The organism is Pseudoalteromonas sp. UBA6610 (genome assembly GCF_002433295.1).
Lineage (GTDB): Bacteria > Pseudomonadota > Gammaproteobacteria > Enterobacterales > Alteromonadaceae > Pseudoalteromonas > Pseudoalteromonas atlantica.
In genome coordinates this window covers 29240-50183 of sequence record NZ_DJHW01000097.1, presented here as the reverse complement: position 1 = coordinate 50183, position 20944 = coordinate 29240, and the positions used below count along the sequence as shown (strand labels likewise).

Annotated in this window: 17 protein-coding genes; 12 read left to right on the top strand and 5 right to left on the bottom strand. The window is 42.4% G+C overall.

What is annotated here, in order from left to right; translation table 11 throughout:
- The first annotated feature begins 46 nt into the window (after positions 1-46).
- From rpmA to B4F91_RS13245, 6 genes are all read left to right on the top strand, one after another.
- Complete coding sequence (gene rpmA, locus B4F91_RS13270) at positions 47-304, top strand: 50S ribosomal protein L27 (RefSeq protein WP_004587922.1); 258 nt, start codon at positions 47-49, stop codon at positions 302-304.
- 136 nt (positions 305-440) lie between these two features.
- Positions 441-1592: an Obg family GTPase CgtA gene (gene cgtA / locus B4F91_RS13265; RefSeq protein ID WP_004587923.1), complete on the top strand. Its 1152-nt coding sequence runs from the start codon at positions 441-443 to the stop codon at positions 1590-1592.
- 72 nt (positions 1593-1664) lie between these two features.
- Positions 1665-2156 carry a type 3 dihydrofolate reductase gene (gene folA / locus B4F91_RS13260; RefSeq protein ID WP_055252694.1) on the top strand — a complete coding sequence of 164 codons (492 nt, stop codon included), beginning with the start codon at positions 1665-1667 and terminating at the stop codon, positions 2154-2156.
- A 78-nt stretch (positions 2157-2234) separates the two neighbouring features.
- On the top strand, positions 2235-2612 hold the full coding sequence (locus B4F91_RS13255; RefSeq protein ID WP_004587925.1) for a DUF3718 domain-containing protein: 378 nt from the start codon (positions 2235-2237) through the stop codon (positions 2610-2612).
- A 318-nt stretch (positions 2613-2930) separates the two neighbouring features.
- Complete coding sequence (locus B4F91_RS13250; protein WP_286936409.1) at positions 2931-4856, top strand: methyl-accepting chemotaxis protein; 1926 nt, start codon at positions 2931-2933, stop codon at positions 4854-4856.
- Between the two features lie 70 nt (positions 4857-4926).
- A complete protein-coding gene (locus tag B4F91_RS13245) occupies positions 4927-5400 on the top strand; it encodes a peroxiredoxin (RefSeq protein ID WP_029773342.1) in 474 nt (157 codons plus the stop codon).
- Positions 5401-5445: 45 nt separating this feature from the next.
- On the opposite strand, the gene B4F91_RS13240 is transcribed toward B4F91_RS13245, so the two are convergent.
- Complete coding sequence (locus tag B4F91_RS13240) at positions 5446-7572, bottom strand: S8 family peptidase (protein ID WP_096042327.1); 2127 nt, start codon at positions 7570-7572, stop codon at positions 5446-5448.
- A gap of 329 nt (positions 7573-7901) precedes the next feature.
- On the opposite strand from B4F91_RS13240, the gene B4F91_RS13235 reads away from it, so the two are divergent.
- Both B4F91_RS13235 and B4F91_RS13230 read left to right on the top strand, forming a co-directional pair.
- The gene (locus B4F91_RS13235) at positions 7902-9086 is read left to right on the top strand and encodes an NAD(P)/FAD-dependent oxidoreductase (protein WP_286936411.1); all 1185 of its coding nucleotides are present in this window, start codon (positions 7902-7904) and stop codon (positions 9084-9086) included.
- A 77-nt stretch (positions 9087-9163) separates the two neighbouring features.
- Complete coding sequence (locus B4F91_RS13230) at positions 9164-10075, top strand: tetratricopeptide repeat protein (protein WP_257125132.1); 912 nt, start codon at positions 9164-9166, stop codon at positions 10073-10075.
- On the opposite strand, the gene B4F91_RS13225 is transcribed toward B4F91_RS13230, so the two are convergent.
- The 4 genes from B4F91_RS13225 to B4F91_RS13210 all read right to left on the bottom strand — a co-directional run bounded on the left by B4F91_RS13225 (position 10072) and on the right by B4F91_RS13210 (position 13986).
- Complete coding sequence (locus B4F91_RS13225) at positions 10072-10341, bottom strand: DUF917 family protein (RefSeq protein WP_286936413.1); 270 nt, start codon at positions 10339-10341, stop codon at positions 10072-10074. The two genes, B4F91_RS13230 and B4F91_RS13225, sit on opposite strands and share 4 nt — an antisense overlap.
- 153 nt (positions 10342-10494) lie before the next feature.
- On the bottom strand, positions 10495-11694 hold the full coding sequence (locus tag B4F91_RS13220; RefSeq protein WP_286936414.1) for an AGE family epimerase/isomerase: 1200 nt from the start codon (positions 11692-11694) through the stop codon (positions 10495-10497).
- A complete protein-coding gene (locus B4F91_RS13215) occupies positions 11691-12668 on the bottom strand; it encodes a carbohydrate kinase family protein (protein ID WP_054982288.1) in 978 nt (325 codons plus the stop codon). The genes B4F91_RS13220 and B4F91_RS13215 overlap by 4 nt, the downstream gene beginning before the upstream one ends.
- 16 nt (positions 12669-12684) lie before the next feature.
- Positions 12685-13986 (bottom strand): MGH1-like glycoside hydrolase domain-containing protein, encoded by a 1302-nt coding sequence (locus tag B4F91_RS13210; protein ID WP_004587937.1) that lies wholly within the window; start codon positions 13984-13986, stop codon positions 12685-12687.
- Positions 13987-14182: 196 nt separating this feature from the next.
- Here B4F91_RS13210 and B4F91_RS13205 point away from each other — a divergent pair, with 196 nt between their 5' ends.
- The 4 genes from B4F91_RS13205 to B4F91_RS13190 all read left to right on the top strand — a co-directional run bounded on the left by B4F91_RS13205 (position 14183) and on the right by B4F91_RS13190 (position 20873).
- Entirely contained in the window at positions 14183-16624 is a 2442-nt protein-coding gene (locus B4F91_RS13205; RefSeq protein WP_286936417.1) for a TonB-dependent receptor, read from the top strand.
- 185 nt (positions 16625-16809) lie between these two features.
- Positions 16810-18390 carry a sodium:solute symporter gene (locus B4F91_RS13200; protein ID WP_054982291.1) on the top strand — a complete coding sequence of 527 codons (1581 nt, stop codon included), beginning with the start codon at positions 16810-16812 and terminating at the stop codon, positions 18388-18390.
- Positions 18391-18400: 10 nt separating this feature from the next.
- The gene (locus B4F91_RS13195) at positions 18401-19642 is read left to right on the top strand and encodes a glycerate kinase type-2 family protein (protein WP_248462228.1); all 1242 of its coding nucleotides are present in this window, start codon (positions 18401-18403) and stop codon (positions 19640-19642) included.
- 73 nt (positions 19643-19715) lie between these two features.
- Positions 19716-20873 carry an ROK family transcriptional regulator gene (locus tag B4F91_RS13190; RefSeq protein WP_248462229.1) on the top strand — a complete coding sequence of 386 codons (1158 nt, stop codon included), beginning with the start codon at positions 19716-19718 and terminating at the stop codon, positions 20871-20873.
- Positions 20874-20944: the final 71 nt, after the last annotated feature.

Here is a 20944-nt window from a genome sequence, read left to right as displayed (position 1 = left end):
GAAGTTAAAATCACTGGCATTAGCGCTTAATTAGAGGTACTTAGAAATGGCACATAAAAAAGCAGCTGGTAGTACTCGTAACGGTCGCGATTCAGAAAGCAAACGCCTAGGTGTTAAGCGTTTTGGTGGCGAATCAGTTCTAGCGGGTAGCATCATTGTTCGTCAACGTGGTACTCGTTTCCACGCTGGCGCAAACGTAGGTATCGGTAAAGACCACACTATCTTCGCAAAAGCAGATGGTAAAGTTCAATTTGAACAAAAAGGTCCTTTAAACCGTAAATACGTAACTATCGTAGCTGAGTAATCAGTAAGGTAGTAAAAAACCCCGCCTTTGCGGGGTTTTTTGTTTTCAGAAACGTCAAATATATACCCAAGCCTGCATTTACGTTGGCTTGGGTATATAATAGTTAAATTAAAGCCAATCCCTAAAGTGAGTAATCATGAAGTTTGTAGATGAAGTAGAAATTCGCGCAGAAGCTGGTGACGGCGGCAGCGGTGTCGTGTCTTTCCGTCGAGAAAAATATGTACCAGACGGTGGCCCGGACGGCGGTGACGGTGGAGACGGTGGTAGTGTTTATCTACAAGCTGATGAAAACTTAAATACCCTAATTGATTACCAGTTTGAGCGTTTTCACCGTGCAGAGCGTGGTACTAATGGTCAAAGCCGTAACTGTACAGGTAAAAAGGGCGAAGATTTGGTAGTAAAAGTACCTGTGGGTACACGTATTACCGACGTTGACACTCAAGAGGCGTTAGGCGATTTAACGCAGCATGGTCAAAAAATTGTGGTTGCAAAAGGTGGTTTCCATGGCTTGGGGAATGCACGTTTTAAATCAAGTACTAACCGTGCTCCACGTCAAAAAACGTTAGGTACTCCAGGTGAAGTTCGTAACCTTAAATTAGAGCTTATGCTACTTGCCGATGTAGGCTTATTAGGGTTGCCAAATGCAGGTAAATCAACGTTTATTCGCAGTGTATCGGCAGCAAAACCAAAAGTCGCTGATTACCCGTTTACCACGCTAATTCCTAATTTAGGGGTTGTACGCCCAGAGGCTAACAAATCGTTTGTAATAGCCGATATTCCGGGTTTAATTGAAGGTGCCTCAGACGGTGCAGGCCTAGGTATTCGCTTTTTGAAGCATTTAGAGCGTTGTCGTGTATTGTTACACGTGATTGATGTTATGCCTGTTGATGGTTCAAACCCTGTTGATAATGCGTTTGCCATTATTAACGAGTTACACCAATACAGCCCTAAGCTTGCTGAAAAGCCACGCTGGTTAGTGTTTAATAAAATAGACCTATTACCAGAAGATGAAGCGCAAGCTTTGTGTGAGCAAATTGCGCAAGAGCTAGGTGAAGAAGAAAACGTTTACCGTATTTCAGCAGTCAATAAGCTTAATACTCAGCCATTAATTCACGATATTATGGCATTACTTGATAGCATGCCTAAAGAGAAGTTCGTTGAGATTGAAGACGAAGAAGTTGAGTTCAAGTGGGATACCTACCATCAAAAAGCAACCAAAGGCGATGATGATGATTGGGACGACTGGGATGAAGACGACTACGATGTAGAAGTCGTCTACGAGCGTTAATAAAAAACATATTTTAAAAAGGAGCATAAGCTCCTTTTTTATTTTTTAAGAATAAAGTACTAGGTATTTGATGTGATAATTTCAATGATCGCCGCAATGGCAAACAACCGTGTAATTGGTCTTGATAATAAAATGCCGTGGCATTTACCCGCCGATCTACAGCATTTTAAAAAGGTAACAACAGGCAAACCTGTCGTTATGGGGCGTAAAACATTTGAATCGATAGGTCGTCCTTTACCTGGGCGTCGCAACATAATTATTACCCGTAATAGCCAGTATAGCGCTCAAGGTATTGAGACGGTCACCACCCCAGAGGCTGCGCTAGAGCTGGTTAAAGCCGAAGAAGAGGTGATGATAATTGGCGGTGGTAATATTTATCAGCAGTTTTTACCAAGTGCCGATCGTTTATATTTAACCTTTATAGATTTAGAGGTTGAAGGGGATACGCAGTTTCCAGATTACCAAGCGGTAGCAACGTGGAAAAACGTCGACGAACAGGCAAATAAACCCGACGAAAAGAATCAATATAGTTATAAATTCGTAACTTTATATAAAAAAGATTAACATTATTGCGAAACTTACAGCAGGTTGGTACAATATTAGACAATCAACATAGGTAAAAAGTACCATAAAGGGTGTTTCATGTTTAAATTGTCAAAGCTAATTGTTATTACAGCCGTTGCTGCTGGTTCGTTAATGTATACCGTGCCTGCTAAAGCCAATGATCAATTAGCAGTATCTATTTGTGAATATATCGCAGCTGATGATAAAAACCGTTTACGTAGTAAACTAAAAAGCTCACGTGTAAAAATTCGCAATATTTACGATGCTATTCAATGTAATGGTAATAATTTACTTCGCCATGCTGTAGTTAGTAACGCTGTTGACTCGGGCGAGTACATAGTTAAAAACTTATCAAAAAGTGCACTGTCTGATGGCGCTGATATAGCATGGGCTGAAGGCAATGGCCACGGTGGCTCACCGTTAATTGCTGTAATTAAAGACCGTGCTGGCCTTTAATTAACACAATAAAATAAAAACCGCGCTGGTCGCGGTTTTTTTGTGCCTGGCGTTAGCTAATACGCAGCGCTTTAATAAATAGCTGTATTAAGCCTCTTTTTATTTTCACCCAAGTGATGAAACTCTCACCATGTAATTAACCTGCGTTTCTTATCTTTAATAGCATATAAATTTAGGTCGGTTGGTTTAATAAAGGCGCTGTATTCGCTAAGCCTTTACTCGTATATTTGCCGCAAATATAAGTGTTTTCCCTGAGTTACATAAAATTGTCATAAATAGTTAATAGTCTACGCGCTTAAACAATAGGGGTTGTTATTTATGCGCGTATCATCTTTTACTCGGCTGTTAGCCATACTGTTAACATTGGCAAGTATTTTATTAGCCATCACACTATTTTGGGCAAGCCAAACTTTACTTAAGCTTGAGCAACAAGACAGCGCATACAGTAAATTAAAAAACACGATTTTAGTGGATTTAGCCGGTGACCTAGGCAGTTATCTAGAACAAGGTGATAGCCAATACTTAAATCAATCATCAGCCCTAATTGAACAAGTAAAAACACAGCAACTCGCAGTACTCCCTTCGGTACTTGCCGAGCAATTAAATGATCAGCTCAGCACGTTAGATACCGATATTAAAGGTAAGTACAGAGCGCTGGGTAAATTGTCGGGCAACGAAACGGCGTTACTTGATAATGCAATTCGCCAAATGGCCGGCTCAGCCTCGTCACTGATTGGTTATGCAAAAAAATCCCCTAACCAAAATAGCGATGCGCAAGCTTATTACACACTTGGCGCAGATTACTATAACGAGGTGACCAACCTCGCCTTATTTACTTATCAACTAATCGTAAGTTACGACAGCAATACTGAACAAAGCTTGCAGCAAAGTATTGCTAATTTAAATGCGTTAGCAGCCAAAATAGAGCAACTCCCTAATTTAGGTGTTATGAGCGAGGTTGACGAAGATGCTTTATTTTTTGACGAAGAAGCTGAAGATTTGGCCGATGAAATAAAATCTGAAATTACCAGCTGGCCTAACCGCTACCCCCGCGATTTAGCCAGTACTTTAGCGCAAGCTCAGCAACGTGAAGCCGGCACCAATGAATTGCGTGAGCAAATTAGCTTGCTCTCTAAAACCGTTATCAATGCAGAGCAGCAACTAAAACACGCACAAGGGGCGCTTAAAGAAAACGTATTTTGGGTATTTTGCTTTGCTATTGGCGCTTTGGTGATGCTAGCCGCGGGTGTTTATATTGTGCAGCGTAACCAAGTGCTCAACCCATTAAGGCAACTCAGAGACGGGTTTGCCTTTTTAATTGAAAGTAACGAGCTTAAAAACATTGAGAGTAAGAACCCAAAAACAGAGGTTGGCGAAATAGCCAGTTACTTTAATTTATTAATTGAACGACAGCGCAAAGAGGCGCAAGAGCGTGCCCAAATGCTAAAAGTGGTAAATGATTTTATGCAGCAAATGAGTGAGCATTTGCAAACTATTAGTCAAAAAGCGTCTACAAGTCATGGGCAAGTGGAGCAAAACCAACATTTGCTTGCTGATATTCAACAAATTGGCGAGCAGGTAAATAATATTAATGCCCAAGTGGCTGATAACGCCCAACACACTTTTAGTGCAATGGAGCAAAGTTTAGGCTTTGCACAAAGCATGCTAAGTGCCAGTTCAGACACGCAAACACGGGTTGAGCAAAGTATGCAAAACCTACAAGAGCTGCTTGCGGGGGTTGAAGGCGTTGGGCAAGTTATTGAAGTGATCCGCAATATTGCCGATCAAACAAACCTACTAGCGTTAAATGCAGCAATTGAGTCAGCACGTGCTGGCGAGCATGGCCGAGGCTTTGCTGTTGTAGCTGATGAAGTACGCCAGCTTGCCCGTCAAACTCAAGGCTCATTGAGCGATATTAATGAGCAGCTCACACTACTGAGCGAAAAGTCGGGCACAGTATCTACACAAATTGCGGCCTTAGCAGATGGCGCGCAGTCGCAAACACAAAACGCGCAAGAGCTAAAAGTAAACTCAGAGGGCGTGGCCGATAACGCTCAGCAAGCCAACAAAGTGGCATTTGAGGCCATGGAGCTGGCTAAGCAGCAAAGTAATTTGCTAGATAACTTTAGCCAGTCAATGCAAAGTATGAAAGGCCAAGTAAGCGAATCAAGCTTACTAGTTGACGATATTCATAGCCAGTTACAACAGCAAATGCAAACCATAAAAGTAAACCTTGGCTTGTAAATACCTGCTAACACAAAGGTAATTAGCGTTATACTGTAGGCTCATTAATCAAATGCTTTAAGGATTTATCATGATTGAACAAGGTCAAACGTTACCCGCAGTTACATTAACGCAGCTAACAGACGAAGGCATGCAAACTCATACTAACGCTGAGCTTTTTAATGGTAAAAAGGTTGTGCTTTTTGCTGTACCGGGTGCATTTACGCCTACCTGTTCAAATGCGCATTTACCTGAATTTATAACCCTTAGTGATAAAATTAAAGCAAAAGGTATTGCGGCAATTTACTGTGTATCGGTTAACGATGCTTTTGTAATGAAAGCGTGGGGAGAATCTCAAAATGCCCAACAAATCGATATGTTAGCAGATGGCGATGGCAGTTTTACTAAAGCGCTAGGGCTTGATAAAGACACCGGCAGTTTTGGTGGAACACGCTCTACGCGCTATGCAATGGTAGTCGACGATAATGTAGTAACAGGCCTGTTTGTTGAAAAAGACAAAGAGTTTTCAGTAAGTCGTGCTGAGTCTGTGTTAGAAAAACTATAATCACTTTATTAAAGCCCTAAGTGCATGCACTTAGGGCCTTTTTAATTATGGCTGGTATTGGCCACTTAATGTTAAACCCGAAAACGTTCTGTAAGCGTTAACGCTTAAATGCCACGTACCCGCTTGCGGATTGCTAAACGTACATGTTTCTGCGTTGCCGTTTTTATAAGGACGACAATCGTAGCTAGATGCGGTAGGTTGGCTGCCAAACTTAACAAATAAGTCGGCATCACCTGTACCACCTGAGGTGGTGACTGTAAATGTGCTCATTCCTGCTGGCACATCTAAGGTATAGTGCTTCCAGTTACCTGTTGTAGCCGTTACATCGCTCACCGTGCCGCCACCGGCTTCTGGTGTAGTTGAACCGCCACCTGTAGAACCACCTGTAATATTACCCACTAAACTAACGCCTGAATAAGCCGAGTAGCCACGAAGCATTACATGGTATGTACCAGCGGTTGGGTTATCAATAGAACACTCTTCGCTATTACCGCCTTTGTACGGACGACAATCGTAGCTTGAGGTAGTTGGTTGGCTGCCTGCGCGTACGTATAAATCTGCATCGCCGCTACCGCCACTCATTGTGAATGTAACATTCGTTGCGCCACTTGGCACAGTCATCGTGTAATACGCTTGTGAACTTGCAGCGCCGCTTAAGCCTGTTTTAGCTTCGCCATCTGTCAGTTCGCTATCGCCACCGGTAGGAGGTGTTGTACCGCCACTTGCTGCGGCTACAGCGGCTGCTGCATCAACAATACCTGTACCACAACTTGTACACGTTGCTGGGAATGAGCGGGTGGTCGATTTTAAAATGCTTTCTATTTCATCTGGGGTAGCATTTGGTTTAGCTTGCTTTATCAGGGCTGCAACACCGGCAACATGAGGCGCCGCCATTGATGTACCTTGAGAGAACGCATAGTTATCGCTTGAAGGTGTAGACGAGCCTGAATTATAGGTTGATAAAACGCCTTCAGAGTCGTTTGCAAAGCTTTGTGCGCCGCCCGGCGCTGCAACATCAATATTGCTACCATAGTTTGAATAATATGCTCGTCCGCCGTTACGTCCAACAGAGGCAACATTAACAACGCCACTACAGTTACCTGGGTTATAGTTTGCTGAGTTATCGTTATCATTACCGGCAGCAATAACCACGACTGCACCGTTGCTGCGTGCCGTGTTAATTGCGTTTTGTGTGGTAGAGCTACACGAGCCGCTGCCACCTAAGCTCATGTTAATTACATCAGCAGGGTTTGAGTTGGCAGGAATGCCCGATACACTTCCGCCAGATGCCCAAATAATGCCATCAGCAATGTCTGACGTTAAACCACCACACTTACCAAGTACACGTACAGGCACAACTTTAGCGCCATAAGCCACACCAGCAACACCTTCACCGTTATTAGTAACAGCCGCAACCGTACCTGCTACGTGCGTACCGTGCCAGCTTGAGCCTTGTGCGCCGTTATTTCCACATTCGCCAGCAGCTACAGCATCGCCCGGATCGCGTGCGTCACTGTCGCGACCACCGCCATCATTAGCTACCGATAGGTTAGAGATCATATCGTAACCCGGTAAAATGTTAGCATTTAAATCAACATGAGGGCGGTAGCCAGTATCAAGTACCGCAACCACTACGCCACTGCCTGTTGCAGTATCCCATGCGGTTGGTAAGTTTAGGCCGCCCGCTTGCTCATAGTAGTGCCATTGATCGCCGTAACGAGGGTCGTTAGGCGTTGCAAATGGTTTTAACATTTGATCCACTTCAATGTATTCAACATTGCCAGAATCAACCATTTCTTGCATAAATTCTTGTGCTTCTGCAGCGCTTAGTTTTTTATCTGCGCGCATAACATGGTGGTTATTAAGCGCCATTGCACGGATGTACTTCGCTTTTACTTTACCTTTTTTAGAAGCGAAATTTTTTACAAAGCGTTGAGCACGCTTTTTCATATTTGCAGGGCTTGCGTCAGCAGACGAGATGCTTAGCATATCGTTCGCGCTATTTTTGTACTTAATAATAAACTGAGTTTCAAAACCCGATTGGCTTTGTAGTTTGGCTGTTGTTTCTGCCATAGAGGTAGACACATCTTGAGCAACACTTGCAGATGCTGCAAATACCGTACTAATAGTGAGCGCGATAGCGCAACGCTTAAATGATTTACTTGTTGTCATAATTATCCCTAGTTGTTATTAGTTAGTTCGTAATATTAAATTACGAAACAGAAACAAAGGTAAATGATCTGTTAATTTCTTTAAAATAATAATTGCTTATGTACCTATTTCTTTTAGTTATAACCTAGGTGTACGGTGCTTTTGTCGTTGTTTAGTATTTATCATATAAAACAAAAATAAGTATAAAGGATTGTTATTTTTACACTGTTTAGAAAAGCCCATAGCCAGCCTCGGTTACATTTGTTGCTATAAATTTAATAATAAATTCTATTCAGAGTGTTTAAACAAACTTTGCTATAATCGGGCAAATTTTTGAGTAGGGCGAAGTAATGAATCAAGTAGATGTAATTGTGATTGGCGCAGGTGCAGCCGGATTAATGAGTGCAGCACAAGCAGGTTATCGCGGGCGTAGCGTTACAGTGCTTGATATGGGCAAAAAGCCTGGTCGAAAAATTTTAATAAGTGGTGGTGGGCGTTGTAATTTTACCAATGAAAATGCCAGTCCTGAAAACTACTTATGCAGTAACCCTCACTTTGTTAAGTCGTGCTTAAGCCGCTATACCCAACACGATTTTATTGAGCTGGTAGACCGCCACGGCTTGGCATACCATCATAAAACCTTAGGCCAATTGTTTTGCGATAACAGCGCGCAAGATATAGTCGATATACTACTTACCGAATGCGAGTGGGCTGGTGTTAATATTAAATTGCGCAGCGAAGTGTTAAATGTGGCTAAAACCGATATTGGCTACCGTGTTACCACGGAGCAAGAAACACTTACTTGTGAATCGCTAGTTATCGCATCGGGCGGTTTAACAATGCCCAAGCTTGGCGCCACTCCTATAGGCTATAAAATTGCAGAGCAGTTTGGCTTAAACGTACTACCTACCATGGCGGCGCTTGTGCCATTTACTTTGCATCAACACGATAAAGAACGCTTTGAAGGGCTTTCAGGAATTAGTATACCGTGCGAAGTGTCTAGCGAAGACGGCACTGTATTTAAAGAGAATATTTTGTTTACTCACCGAGGTTTATCGGGGCCTGCCATATTGCAAATAAGCTCATTTTGGCGAGCAGGGCAGGTAGTAAGCATAAACTTGCTCCCTGATCTCGATTTAAAACAGCAACTGGCTGATTGGCGAGAAACACAAGCCCAAAAATCATTAAAAAACAGCCTTGCGACTATTTTACCCAAACGCTTTATAGACATACTGCACGACAGCAAAGCGATTCCAGATTGTAATATTAATCAGCTTACCCATGCTCAAATAGATGAGTTAGCAAGCTATATTCACGCATGGCAAATAAAACCTAATGGCACAGAGGGCTATCGCACCGCCGAGGTAACTTTGGGCGGCGTTGATACCGATGAGCTGAGCTCTAAAACCTTTGAAGCTAAAAAAGCCAAAGGCTTATATTTTATAGGCGAAGTAACCGATGTAACGGGTTGGCTTGGGGGTTACAACTTCCAGTATGCGTGGAGCTGTGGGTTTGCATGTGGGCAATATGCATAAGTATTTCAGCGTATTGTGATAGATGAGATAAAAATATTACACTCTTAATTAAGGTGATTTTAAAGAGTGTAATATTGGTGCGTATATTTTTGCTGTTAAGTATTGTCGCTACAAGTTTTAATGCATTAGCATCAGAAAACTACAGCGATCATGAAGCGTTTTGCTTGCAACAGCCCAAAACGCACTGTTTAACTTATATTGAAACGCGCCTTAATGAAGTCAAAGATAACCCTGCACAGTGGTACAAAATAAAAACCTACCAATTTGATTACTACTACGACTACCAACAGTTCGAAAACTTACTCAACGCTATTACTCCTTTTTTAGAGCAAGATAAGCTGCCCGATGTATTTAAGCTACAAATGTATTTTTATTACGCGAAAGCACTTAACTATATTGGCAAAAAAGCAGAAGCTAAAACGTATGCCGCTAAAGCGTTTACCCAGTTAGACGGGATATATAATGCTTTTGGTGACCCTTTAAGATTAGTGGAGTTGGCTAACCTACACTATGTGTTTGGTAGTAAAAAAGCAGCGATGCGATTACTAAGAGATGCCGAGCAGCGCTTTGCAAAAAATAACGATCCTATTTTTCATTTAGAGCTGCACATTAACAAAGCGCATATTTACTTAAAGTGGCAGCAATACGAGCACGCAGTAAAAAGTAATTTAATGGCCTATAACGCCATAAAAAACACCAACCACGCTGCTAAAATAGTGCTTGCTAGCGGTAACTTAGCGTACAGTTATCAGCAAAATAAAGAGTATTTACAGGCTATAAATTATTATAAAACCGCATTCAAATTTACTGAGCCCTCAAGCATTTACCATGCTATTTATAGCTTACGTTTAGCGCAGGTATATTTACAAATAGGTAAAAAGGCACAGGCTAAAGAATGGCTTAGTCGCATTGATAGAAACGCCACCGAGTTTGGTAAAGGCCATGCTGCATTGTATAGCAAGCTGCAGCACGCCCTTAGCAATAATTAATTTGCAATCGCTGCTTTATATGGGGTGTTAACGCCTGCGTAACGCGGGCCAAATATTTCTAAACCTTTAGGGCCTGTAAATTCCTTTGGCGCTGGTAAAATTACAACGGCTACCTTCATGCCTACCGCGTAATTAGGATTAGTAATGGGTGTGCCTGTTTGGCTGTTAATACAGCATATTAAATCAGGAATAGTTACGTGCACTTCATCATTTAAAAACGCGGCCATGTTTTCGTTTTTAACCGTTATTTTGTAGCTGTTATTCAAAATATGAGGTTTAAAAAGTAGGGGGCGCACAAAATTATATTTTGTGGTGATTATTTTTAGGGTGTTAAAGGCGTAACTATTTAGGCAAAAAAAACCGCCAAAAAGGCGGTTTAAGGGTCTACACAACACAATTAAATGTTTTACCTTATTGGGTTATTTTAATAACGCCAACACGTCAAAGCAGGCACCCATAGTATGGTAATCCGTTTTACCAATTGGGCTTTTCATGGTATCTATTTTTTTGTTATCTACGGTTAAAATTCTAAACCACGCACCGTATTGATGATCAACTAAGTGCTGCCACGAGTACTGCCAAATTTTGTCATACCACTGCTGGTATTTTTCATCCCCGGTGGTTTCATAAAGGTAGGCTGCACAGCACAGTGTTTCGGCTTGCACCCAAAAGTACTTGTCGTCATCGCATATGCTTTTATCTGGCGCAAATCCGTAACAAATACCGCCGTGTTGTTTATCCCACGCAACGTCTATTGAATTATCAAATAGCGCTTGAGCGCGCTCTACAAGCCAAGTTTGTGGCTTATGCTTATTTAAAAACATTAATAGTTTTGACCACTCAGTTTGGTGACCTGGCTGAAAACCCCACGGGCGAAACAAATTTTTAGGGTCGTCTTTGTTGTACTCTAAATCAATCTGCCAATTTATATCGTAGTGCTCCCAAATAAGCCCACCCATTAAATTAGCTTGGCGATTAACCATGTTATCAGCCAGTGTGAGCGCGCGATTTAAAAATAGCTCATCTTGAGTGGCTTCATAAGCGGCAATAAGTGCTTCGCACGTATGCATATTGGCGTTTTGCCCGCGATACGGATCGCACTTAGTAAAGTCATTGTTGTGCTGATCTTTATATAAACCCGCTTTTGCATCCCAAAAATGCGTTTCCATTGTTTGAAATGTATCGTTTAGGTATTCGCGTGCCTCTGTAACACCTACACGGTATGCCCAACTGTAGGCTAAAATCACGAACGCAAAGCCATAGCAGTGGTTGGTATCATCAAGTACAGTGGCGTTACCTTGCTCAACACTTAATAACCAATTGTAACCGCCTGTTTGCTCAACAAAGTGGTGCTTACGAATAAACTCAATACCCGATTTAACACGGTTTAGGTACTTTTCGTCATTAAAGGTTTGGTACGCACGTGCATAGTTAAATACAAACCGAGTAGAGCTTACTAGGTGGCGAGTTTGCTTATCAAATACCTCACCATTATCCGAAAAGTTTTGGTAAAAACCGCCGTGTTCGTCGTCTATGTTTGGCTCGTAAAACGCCAGCGTATCGGCAATATGTTGTGTTAAAAATTCGCGGCTTTTAAAGTTATCAGGTGTGAGGCTCATAGTGCGCTCCTAAAATCGTTAAGCGATTTTTCGTTAGGAAGAGACGTAAATGCCCCTTTGTAAGATGCTGCATGAGCACCACATAACGAAGCAAATTCAAAAATAGTTGTTAGTGTTTCGGGGTTATTGCAAAGCTTACTAAAAGAGCTAGGTGTGAGGTTTTGTAAGCCTAGTTGATACAGCAATCCACCTACAAACGCATCTCCTGCGGCGGTAGCATCAACCATAGTAACCTTTTTAGGGTGAAGCGTTTGCTTGGCATTTTTGGTATACCAATGCATCGGGTTGCCTGCATCGGTAACCACAAATAACTCACAGCCATTATTGAGAGTGTCGGCTATAAATTCTTCACCCGTTTGCTCACCCGCTAAGTATTCAAGCTCTTCTTTAGAGGCTTTAATAATAGAGCAGTGTTTTAACAGGGGTAAAATGTGTTCACGCGGGTTAGCATTACTAGGCCATAAGTTGAGGCGTAAGTTAATATCAAAACTGACAATTGAGTTATTTTGCTTGGCAAATTCAACCCCATACGCGGTGGTTTTACGTATGCGCTCGTCGGTTAAGGTATTTGAGCAAATATGAAAGATATCGCATTGCTCAAACCATTCACTGCTAAAGTCACTATTAGTAAAGTGCAGATCGGCGGTGTTATCACGGTAAAACTCAAACGTACGGTCGCCGTCCTTATCAAGTGATACAAACGCAAGGGCGGTTTTCGCTTGGTCGGTAAAGCGCATAAAGTCGGTTTTTACGCCTTGCTCTTTTAAGGCGTTATGTAAAAAATCACCAAAGCTGTCGGTGCTTAGCATGCCAGCAAAGTAGGCGTTACCACCTAGCTTTGCAATAGCTACGCTTACGTTTGCAGGCGCACCGCCTGCAAACTTAGTAAACGCTTCGTGCTCGCTGTTGTTTTGGCTTAATTTATCAGAGAGTAAATCAACCAATACTTCACCAAAACATATTGTGTGTTTCATAATGCTGCCTTAGTTATTAATCAAGTAGCCAATGCAGCGCAATAGCGGCTGTCCATGAGAAATCTTTACCACCACAGCCAGCGCCTGTTTCTGGGTTAAAATATTCGTAGTAACCCGATTTAAGCACTAAATCGCGCGTGTCGTCCTGAATTTTATCAGCCGTGGTTACAAACCCTGCTTCTTTAAGGCCGATGGCTATCATCCAGTTAATGTGTAACCAAATAGGGCCGCGCCAGTAACGCTGTGGCTCGTATTTTTCTTCTTTAGGGTGGGTAGATGCCACACTAAATTGACTCGACTCAATAAAATCTTCTGTCGCGGTATTAATAATACGCGTTTGCTCGTCAGTTGTTAAACCAGCATAAACGGTTAGTAGTGCCGCCGATGTTTTAACTTTAGCTAGGCTGTTGGTTAACACGTTTTTACAGTAAAAGTATTCGCTTTGCTCACACCATAACGTGTTAATTGCTGTTTGAGTAAGTTCTAGACGCTGTGCTAAATAATCGGTACGTGCATCGTTTAAACCGAGTTGTTCACCCATTTTGAGTAAATCTTTTGTCGCACGGTGCAAAATAGCAATAATACCTAGGTCGTTCATTTTGTACGGGCAGGTTTCGTAAATTACTTTGCTATCAAAATTGTTACGTTTAAAAAAGTCTACTAGGTATAAGAAACGGTCGTACTCGCTTTTATGCGGGCGCTGCGACGAATCAACATGGCTGGTGTCGCGGCGGGTGTATTCCCAATCAACACCAGGTACAGCTTCAAGGGCATCATCCCACGATGGGCTGTTATCCATACCCGATTCCCACGGATGATAAGTGACCACTAAGCCTGTGTTTTCAGGATCGCGGTCGTTGTACCACCATAAATGGTAATCAACAACTTGAGAAAATAATGCTTTAACTTTTTGCTTTGCAAGGGCTTTATCTTGTGCGCTGGCAAGCATTTCTTTCATTACTGTTGCCACAACGGGTGGCTGCGAAATAGACGTACTTTTAATTTTTTTATCAGAGCCCCACACATCTGGACCAGGGAAGTAGGTAGTTGAATCCTTATGAAATAAGATATGTGGCACCATGCCATCATCCCACTGGCCTGAAAATAACACATCAATTTCTTGCCACGCACGGCTCTCGTCAGACTTCATCCACCCTAGGGCTGTAATCGCTGAATCCCAGTTCCACTGAAACGGGTAAAGGCCATGCGTAGGGACGGTATAGCCACCTAAATCGTTTGCTATAAGTGTTTTAGTAGCAAGTTCTGTAAGCGATGCCGCTGTGGCTGCATCAAGTTTACCGTTGATTGTAGTAGTCATATTGGGTGCTCTTTGTGTGTTATTTTCGATTTGGATAATATTAAAGCACTCATTATGGGTTGTAAATGTTTTTTTTCTGTGCTTAAATCCTGTTCGAAGTAACAAAAAACTAACATGTATACTTGATTATTTCGCACTTACTTAGCCACACTCTGAGTAATTACACACAGACAACTAGCACAATTGGAGAATACCCGTGAATAAAACTACGATCGCCTCTATTGTATCTTTATGCCTCACACAAGGCGCGTTTGCCGCAGAAGAGACTGCGCCAGATACAGCAAAAAAAGAAAATAACGTTGAACGTATTATCGTCTCTGGTACCAGCAAAGGACGCGTTATTTCAGATACCCCACAGTCAGTAACCTCTATTAGCGAAGATGAGTTAATAAAGCTTTCATCAAGTAGCCAAGCAGATGTATTACGTTATATCCCTGGTATTAAAGTAGAAGGGGGCGGTGGTGAGGTTGGAACAAACCTACAAGTAAGAGGCTTACCTTCATCGGGTCAGTTTCAGTTTACGCCACTGTCGTACGACGGTTCACCTAGTTTGAGTGTTTTTGGCTTAAACTCATCGGCGTTTGATGTGTACTACCGAAACGACTTAGGTATTGAGCGTGTAGAGTTTGTGCGTGGCGGTGTGTCTAACTTATTTGGCCAAGGCTCTGTAGCGGGTATTATTAACTATATTTCTAAAACGGGCAGCGATGATCCGCAAAGTACTGTGCAAATGGAGCTTTCTGATCAGGGCCGTACCCGTTTAGATTTTGCTACAAGCGGGCCGCTAAACGAAGATGGCCTTTATTATGCGCTGTCAGGCTTTTACCGTTACGATGAAGGCCCGTTAGATACAGGGCTTGAGACTAAAGGCACTCAGCTGCGCGGTAATATTCGTAAAGAATTTGATGACGGCTCTGGCTCATTTACTGTGTATGGCCAATACATTGATGACCAAGCACAGTTTTACCTGCCTATTCCGCTTGATGGCGACAGCCGCGAACGCTTAACTGGTAAAGATGGACGCGAAGTGGAGTCATTACAAACTGCTAATGTGTCTAACCTCTCTTACGATACTGCCAATGGTCGTTATGAATCGCCAATTAGTGATGGTGTGGTAACTAAAGGTGGCTCTATTTCAGTGGTGTTTGAAAAAGAGCTCGCTAACGATTTTGCTATTAACATGCGCAGTAAATACGCAAAGTACCAACACGAATTTAATCTATTTTTAGATGGCGACGGTATTATTAATGTACCTGAGAGCCAAGAAGAGTTTTTAGCTAACCGTGGCTTAGGTGATGTAAGCGATGCAGCGTTTACTTACACTGCATCGGGGCAGGCACTGGCAAGCGATGACTTATTATTTGCTAACCGTATTTTAGATAGAGACCGCCCAGCAGAGGATTTCTCTGCCGAATTTAATATTGTTAAAAGTATTTTTGTTGGCGATTTTAGCCACGATATTACCGTAGGTACGTTTTTCTCTCACAGTGAAGCCGATGACGATAACGTTATTACGACCTACTTGGGGGAATTTAACAATAACCCAGAACTGGTTGATTTAACGTACACCAATGCCGATGGTGATGTTGTTCAGTACACACAAAATGGTATTAGTGGCCCAGGTATTTCTTACACCAACCAAACAATTAGCGCTACCCGCCGTGCGCTTTATGTAGCGGACCAAATGGAAAGCGATGATTGGATTATCGACTTTGGTGTTCGTTATGAAGAAATTGACGGCAAAATTAGCCGTGAAGGCAGCCAAGTTGTACAAATTTCTGATGATCCATCACTTGCGCCTAATTTACAGGTAAACACCACAGGCAGTGGTGTAATGACTTACGGCGAAGTAGACACCTCTGAATTTGCCGTATCGGGTGCAGCGTTATACCGCTTAACCGATAACTTAAACGTATACGCGAATGCATCTCGCGGGTTTTTCTTCCCAGAAATTAGAGGGATTCAGTTTAATGATTTAGGTGAGCCTGCCAGCTACGAAGCCGAAATTGTTGAACAAGGCGAGCTTGGTATTAAGTTTTTTGATAACGACTTTAGCGGTAGTATCGCGTTATTTAGAACCGACTTAAAAGACAGACGCAGCGTAGACTTTGTTAACGATGGCAACGGTGGGGTATTAGAGCTGCCTGTTATGCAATCAACCAAAGCAACGGGTGTGGAGCTTACGGGTCGCTACGATATTACCGACGAGTGGGCGATTGATGCCAACATGACCTACACTGACCACGAATTTACTGAGTTTGACTCAGACCCTTCTATTATTGGTAACGAGTTACGTCGTAAACCAAAAGTATTATTTAACTCTTCTATAAGCTACACCGCAGATAATTGGGATGCTGCTTTGTATCATAACTTTACAGGTAAAAACTTTGCTAACGATGCAAACTCTGTAGAGCTTGATTCATTCCACTTGTTTAGATTTGATGCGGGTTATAACTGGCAAATCGCCCCAGAGCAAACCGTACGTTTAAGCGTAGGGGTATTTAATTTGTTTGACTCTGATGGTGTTACCGAAGGCTCGCCGCGTTTAGGTAATAGCCAAACGTCAGACAATCCTTACTTTGTAGGCCGTCCAATTCTCCCACGACGCGTTACATTTAGAGTCAAATACGACTTTTAAATAAATGCTTTACGCCTATTAACCTGTTTTGGGGTTAATAGGCTTTTTGCATTGTGATGCATTTTTCAGCTAAGTTAGCGATAGGCTTGTTTTTAGGGACTGTTTTAGAAGTAAGCATGTAGCTGTTTAGTTTTTTATTTTTGAGAAGGCGCTGTGTTTTCTTAATGTGAATACGCGAAATAATTATGAATATATTAGATTTTTCAATAGTTGCTCTTTACCTTGGTGCCTTATTGGTAATGGGGTTTATGCTACGCGAACAAACCAATAAAAGTGATTACTTTTTAGGAGGCAAAAGCTTAGGGTGGAAACCTTTAGCTTTGTCGGTAATGGCCACTCAGCTTTCGGCTATTAGCTTTATTTCGGCTCCTGCATTTGTTGGTTTGCGTGAAGGCGGTGGTATGCAATGGCTCTCGTATGAGTTAGGTGTGCCGCTGGCGATGATTTTAATTTTAGCGACTATTTTACCTAAGCTTTATAAAAGCGGCATTGTAAGTATTTATGATTACTTAGAAATGCGCTTTGGTCGTTCTACCCGTGTGCTTATTAGTGTGGTGTTTCAGTTTAGCCGCGCATTTGCCACCGGTATTATGATTTATGCGGTATCGCTTATTCTCCAAGGCACCATGGGCATAGAAGCATGGCAGGCCATTGTGCTTACCGGCGTGATCACGGTGCTATATTCACTGCAAGGCGGTATGAAAGCCGTAGTGTATGGTGATGCAATTCAAATGATCATTATTGTACTAGGTACTATTGCTTGTATTGGCTTTGGACTTTATCACTTAGGTGGGGTTGATACCTTTATTGCTAATGTTGATTCGAGCCGATTAGAAGCCATAAAATTTGATTCGTTTGGATTTAGTGGCGATGGTTTTGGCTTTTTACCTATGATTTTTGGTGGTGTGGTGCTTTACGCCTCTTACTATGGGTGTGACCAAACACAAGCGCAACGTGCACTTAGTGCAAAAGATCCTAAAAACTTACGCTACATGATTTTAGCCAACGGCGTAGTACGTTTTCCTATTACTATTTTATATTGTGTGTCGGGCTTAATTGTAGGCACACTGGCTATGAGCAATCCTGAGTTTTTAGCCAAAATTCCAGCCGATAACCCAGATTGGATGATGCCAATCTTTATTTTAGATTATTTACCACATGGCTTAATTGGTTTATTAGTGGTGGCTATTTTATCTGCGGCTATGTCATCACTTAGCTCTGCTATTAACTCGCTTTCGGCGGTAAGTATTGAAGACTACAGCCGTATTTCAAATAAAGAGCTAGACCAACCAACCTACTTAAAATTGGCTAAATACTTAGGGCTTATTTGGGGTGCAATTACGTTAATTTTATCGCTTTATGCCGGTGATATAGCGCCAACTATTATTGAAGCCATTAACAAAGTAGGCTCGTTATTTTATGGCCCAATACTGGCGGTATTTTTAATTGCCGTAGTTAGTAAGCGCAGTGCTGCGCTGCATGCAAATATAGGCCTAATTAGTGGTGTGTTAATTAACTTGTTGGTGTCGGTATTTGCGCCAGACGTATTTTGGTTTTGGTGGAACTTTATTGGCTTTGTGGCCACTGCGGTGATTACCCTTACGACAAGCATTGCGATTCCACGCGAAGTAAACGAGGTTGCTAAAGCGCAAAACGCTGAGACTATCTCAAACTCAATTTTAACCGGTAAAGATATCGTTATGCTGCTTAGCATGTTTGTTGTGATGGTATTAATTTGCCTTGCTATTCCATCAATTTTTTCGTGAGCGTTAACCCATGGATTCTAAAAAGTCATTTTTAATCGATTTATTTACCACGGCGGTAAATGCCTGTAAACCCAGTGCGTGTATGAGTAAGTACTTGGAAAATATAGATGCCAGTAATGGTTTATGTGTGGTGGGCGCCGGTAAGGCCGCCGCCGAAATGGCCGCAGAGGTTAACCGTTTTTATGGTGATAAATGCTTTGGTGCGGTAGTGACACGTTATGGTTACGAAAGTGCCGGCGACACTGGGCGCATTAAAGTGCTTAGTGCTAATCACCCAACGCCAGATGATAACAGCTTAGCAGCAGGTAAAGAGTTATTGGCGCTTGTAAAAAATAACCCGGCCGATATTCCTATTTTGTTTATTATATCAGGCGGCGGCTCGTCGCTTATGTGTTTGCCGGTAGATGATGTACCGTTTGAGCAAAAGCAGGCGCTTAATCAGTTTTTACTTAAAAGCGGTGCAAGCGTTGATGAAATTAACATTGTGCGCAAACAGCTCTCGCTTGTTAAAGGCGGTAAGTTAGCACAAGCGGCTAAGTCGGATTATGTCACGCTGATTATTTCGGATGTAGTAGGGGATAAGCCAAGTGATATTGCATCAGGCCCCACAATTAGCGATAACAGCACTAAAGCTGATGCGCTGGCTATTTTACAAAAGTACAACTGGCCGGTTATTAACGAAATTGAAGCGTATTTATTAAAGCCTGAGCAACCACGCGCGGCTGATACCCAAGGCAAACACTTTATTGTGGCTAATGCCCAGCACGCGATTGACAGTGCTATTGATGTAGCGCAGCACCAAGGCTGGGATACGCAAGTACTTGGGTACGACATTCAAGGTGAGGCAAAAGAGGTTGCCCGCGCACATGCTAAAATAGCCCTTGAGCAAAAAGCGCAAGGTAAGCGCGTTATGTTGTTCTCTGGCGGTGAGCTTACAGTAACGGTAGCCGATGTTTATGGCGATGGTGGCCCTAATCAAGAGTACTTAATGGCATTGGCAGAGGCGCTTAACGCCGAGGCTGGTATTTATGCCATAGCGTGTGATACCGATGGTGTAGATGGCAGTAAAGATGTTGCCGGTGCGTATATAAATAGCAGCACGATTGCGCGCGCACTTGATGCTGGCGAAAACTTACACGCTCAGTTAGAAGGCCATAATAGCCATCAGTTTTTTAAAGCCATTGATGATTTAATTATTACTGGGCCAACCAATACTAACGTTAACGATTTTAGAGTGATAGTGATTGAGTAGGCGGGCTCGCCTACTTGTTCTTTAAAGTGGTTTAACGTAACCTTGTGCTCCAATTTTATTAGGGTTAATAGCTATGTTTTCGCTAAATAACAGTAACTTATTACGCTCAGGATTTGAGCTTGGAAAAGGCGATAAACTTTTTCAAGACATTGAACGTGATATTATTAAGGTGGTGTTTTGGGAGCAGTGCGTAACACAAAGCCATATTGTGAGCGCCACCCGAATTCCGCAGCAAACTGTCTCGCGTTTACTTAAATCGTTAACTCAGCATGGCGTAATAATGCAAACCGATACGCTAATACCTAATAAAAAGGGTAAGCCTGGGTTTGGTATTGCGCTTAACCCCGAGTACGGCTTTACCTTTGGTTTAGCTATTTTGCTTGATGCTATTTCTATAGCGGTTATGGATTTTACCGGCAAAGTTATTTACACCCATATGCAGCTTATGTCAGACATGAGTATTAATAACGTGCTTAAAAGTGCGCAAAAGCTGGTGGACGATATAAGCGCAGAGCATAACATTGCGAGCGAAAAAGTACTGGGAATGGGCGTGGGTATATCGGGCTTTTTTAGCTCTATGGACGGGAAAATGAATACCCACCATATGCTAGAGGAGTGGTCGCAGGTTGATATTATCGATATTGTCTCTAAGCATTTTCAACTCCCTACGTGGGTGGTGAATGACGCCACAGGCGCCGCCGCTGGCGAAGGGGTTGCAGGTATAGGCCGCGAGTATAAAAACTTTGTTTATATGTTTGTCTCGGCGGCATTTGGGGGCGGAATCGTAAATAACGGCGATGTACTGCGCGGTACTTACGGTAATGCTGGCGAGCTTGGCGATATGTTACCGCCAAAGTTATACGCTCATCCCAATTTAGAGTTACTGAAGCGTATTTTGAAAAAAAATGGTGTAGCGGTTGATTCAATTTACGATCTGCACGATAACTTTGACCCAGAATGGCCAGGCGTTGAAGAGTGGCTATTTAAAGTTCAAGACTCGTTTGATTTAGTAGCAACTTGTTGCTCGGCGCTATTAGATGCAGAAGCCATTATTATTGGCGGCCATATACCTAAAGAGCTGGCCGAAAAAGTAATAGCGCGTACTGAGGTTTACGCACAATTTAGACGCGGTGCTAAACGCCCAATGCCTAAGCTGGTGGTCTCAAACATTAATAACTTTCCGGTCTCCATTGGTGCAGCCACTTTGCCATTTAGAGAGCTGTGTTTGTAGCTTAATAATAGAAACTTTAAAACAAAAAGCCGATATTGATTTATACAATATCGGCTTTTTTAGTATTTAAA

Bases quoted from the DNA above. Each gene is read 5' to 3' on its own strand.
- B4F91_RS13245 (WP_029773342.1), top strand. From the start codon at position 4,927: ATGATTGAACAAGGTCAAACGTTACCCGCAGTTACATTAACGCAGCTA.
- B4F91_RS13190 (WP_248462229.1), top strand. From the start codon at position 19,716: ATGTTTTCGCTAAATAACAGTAACTTATTACGCTCAGGATTTGAGCTT.
- B4F91_RS13215 (WP_054982288.1), bottom strand. From the start codon at position 12,668: ATGAAACACACAATATGTTTTGGTGAAGTATTGGTTGATTTACTCTCT.
- B4F91_RS13255 (WP_004587925.1), top strand. From the start codon at position 2,235: ATGTTTAAATTGTCAAAGCTAATTGTTATTACAGCCGTTGCTGCTGGT.
- B4F91_RS13240 (WP_096042327.1), bottom strand. From the start codon at position 7,572: ATGACAACAAGTAAATCATTTAAGCGTTGCGCTATCGCGCTCACTATT.
- cgtA (WP_004587923.1), top strand. From the start codon at position 441: ATGAAGTTTGTAGATGAAGTAGAAATTCGCGCAGAAGCTGGTGACGGC.
- B4F91_RS13200 (WP_054982291.1), top strand. From the start codon at position 16,810: ATGAATATATTAGATTTTTCAATAGTTGCTCTTTACCTTGGTGCCTTA.
- B4F91_RS13195 (WP_248462228.1), top strand. From the start codon at position 18,401: ATGGATTCTAAAAAGTCATTTTTAATCGATTTATTTACCACGGCGGTA.
- rpmA (WP_004587922.1), top strand. From the start codon at position 47: ATGGCACATAAAAAAGCAGCTGGTAGTACTCGTAACGGTCGCGATTCA.
- B4F91_RS13250 (WP_286936409.1), top strand. From the start codon at position 2,931: ATGCGCGTATCATCTTTTACTCGGCTGTTAGCCATACTGTTAACATTG.
- B4F91_RS13235 (WP_286936411.1), top strand. From the start codon at position 7,902: ATGAATCAAGTAGATGTAATTGTGATTGGCGCAGGTGCAGCCGGATTA.
- B4F91_RS13210 (WP_004587937.1), bottom strand. From the start codon at position 13,986: ATGACTACTACAATCAACGGTAAACTTGATGCAGCCACAGCGGCATCG.
- B4F91_RS13220 (WP_286936414.1), bottom strand. From the start codon at position 11,694: ATGAGCCTCACACCTGATAACTTTAAAAGCCGCGAATTTTTAACACAA.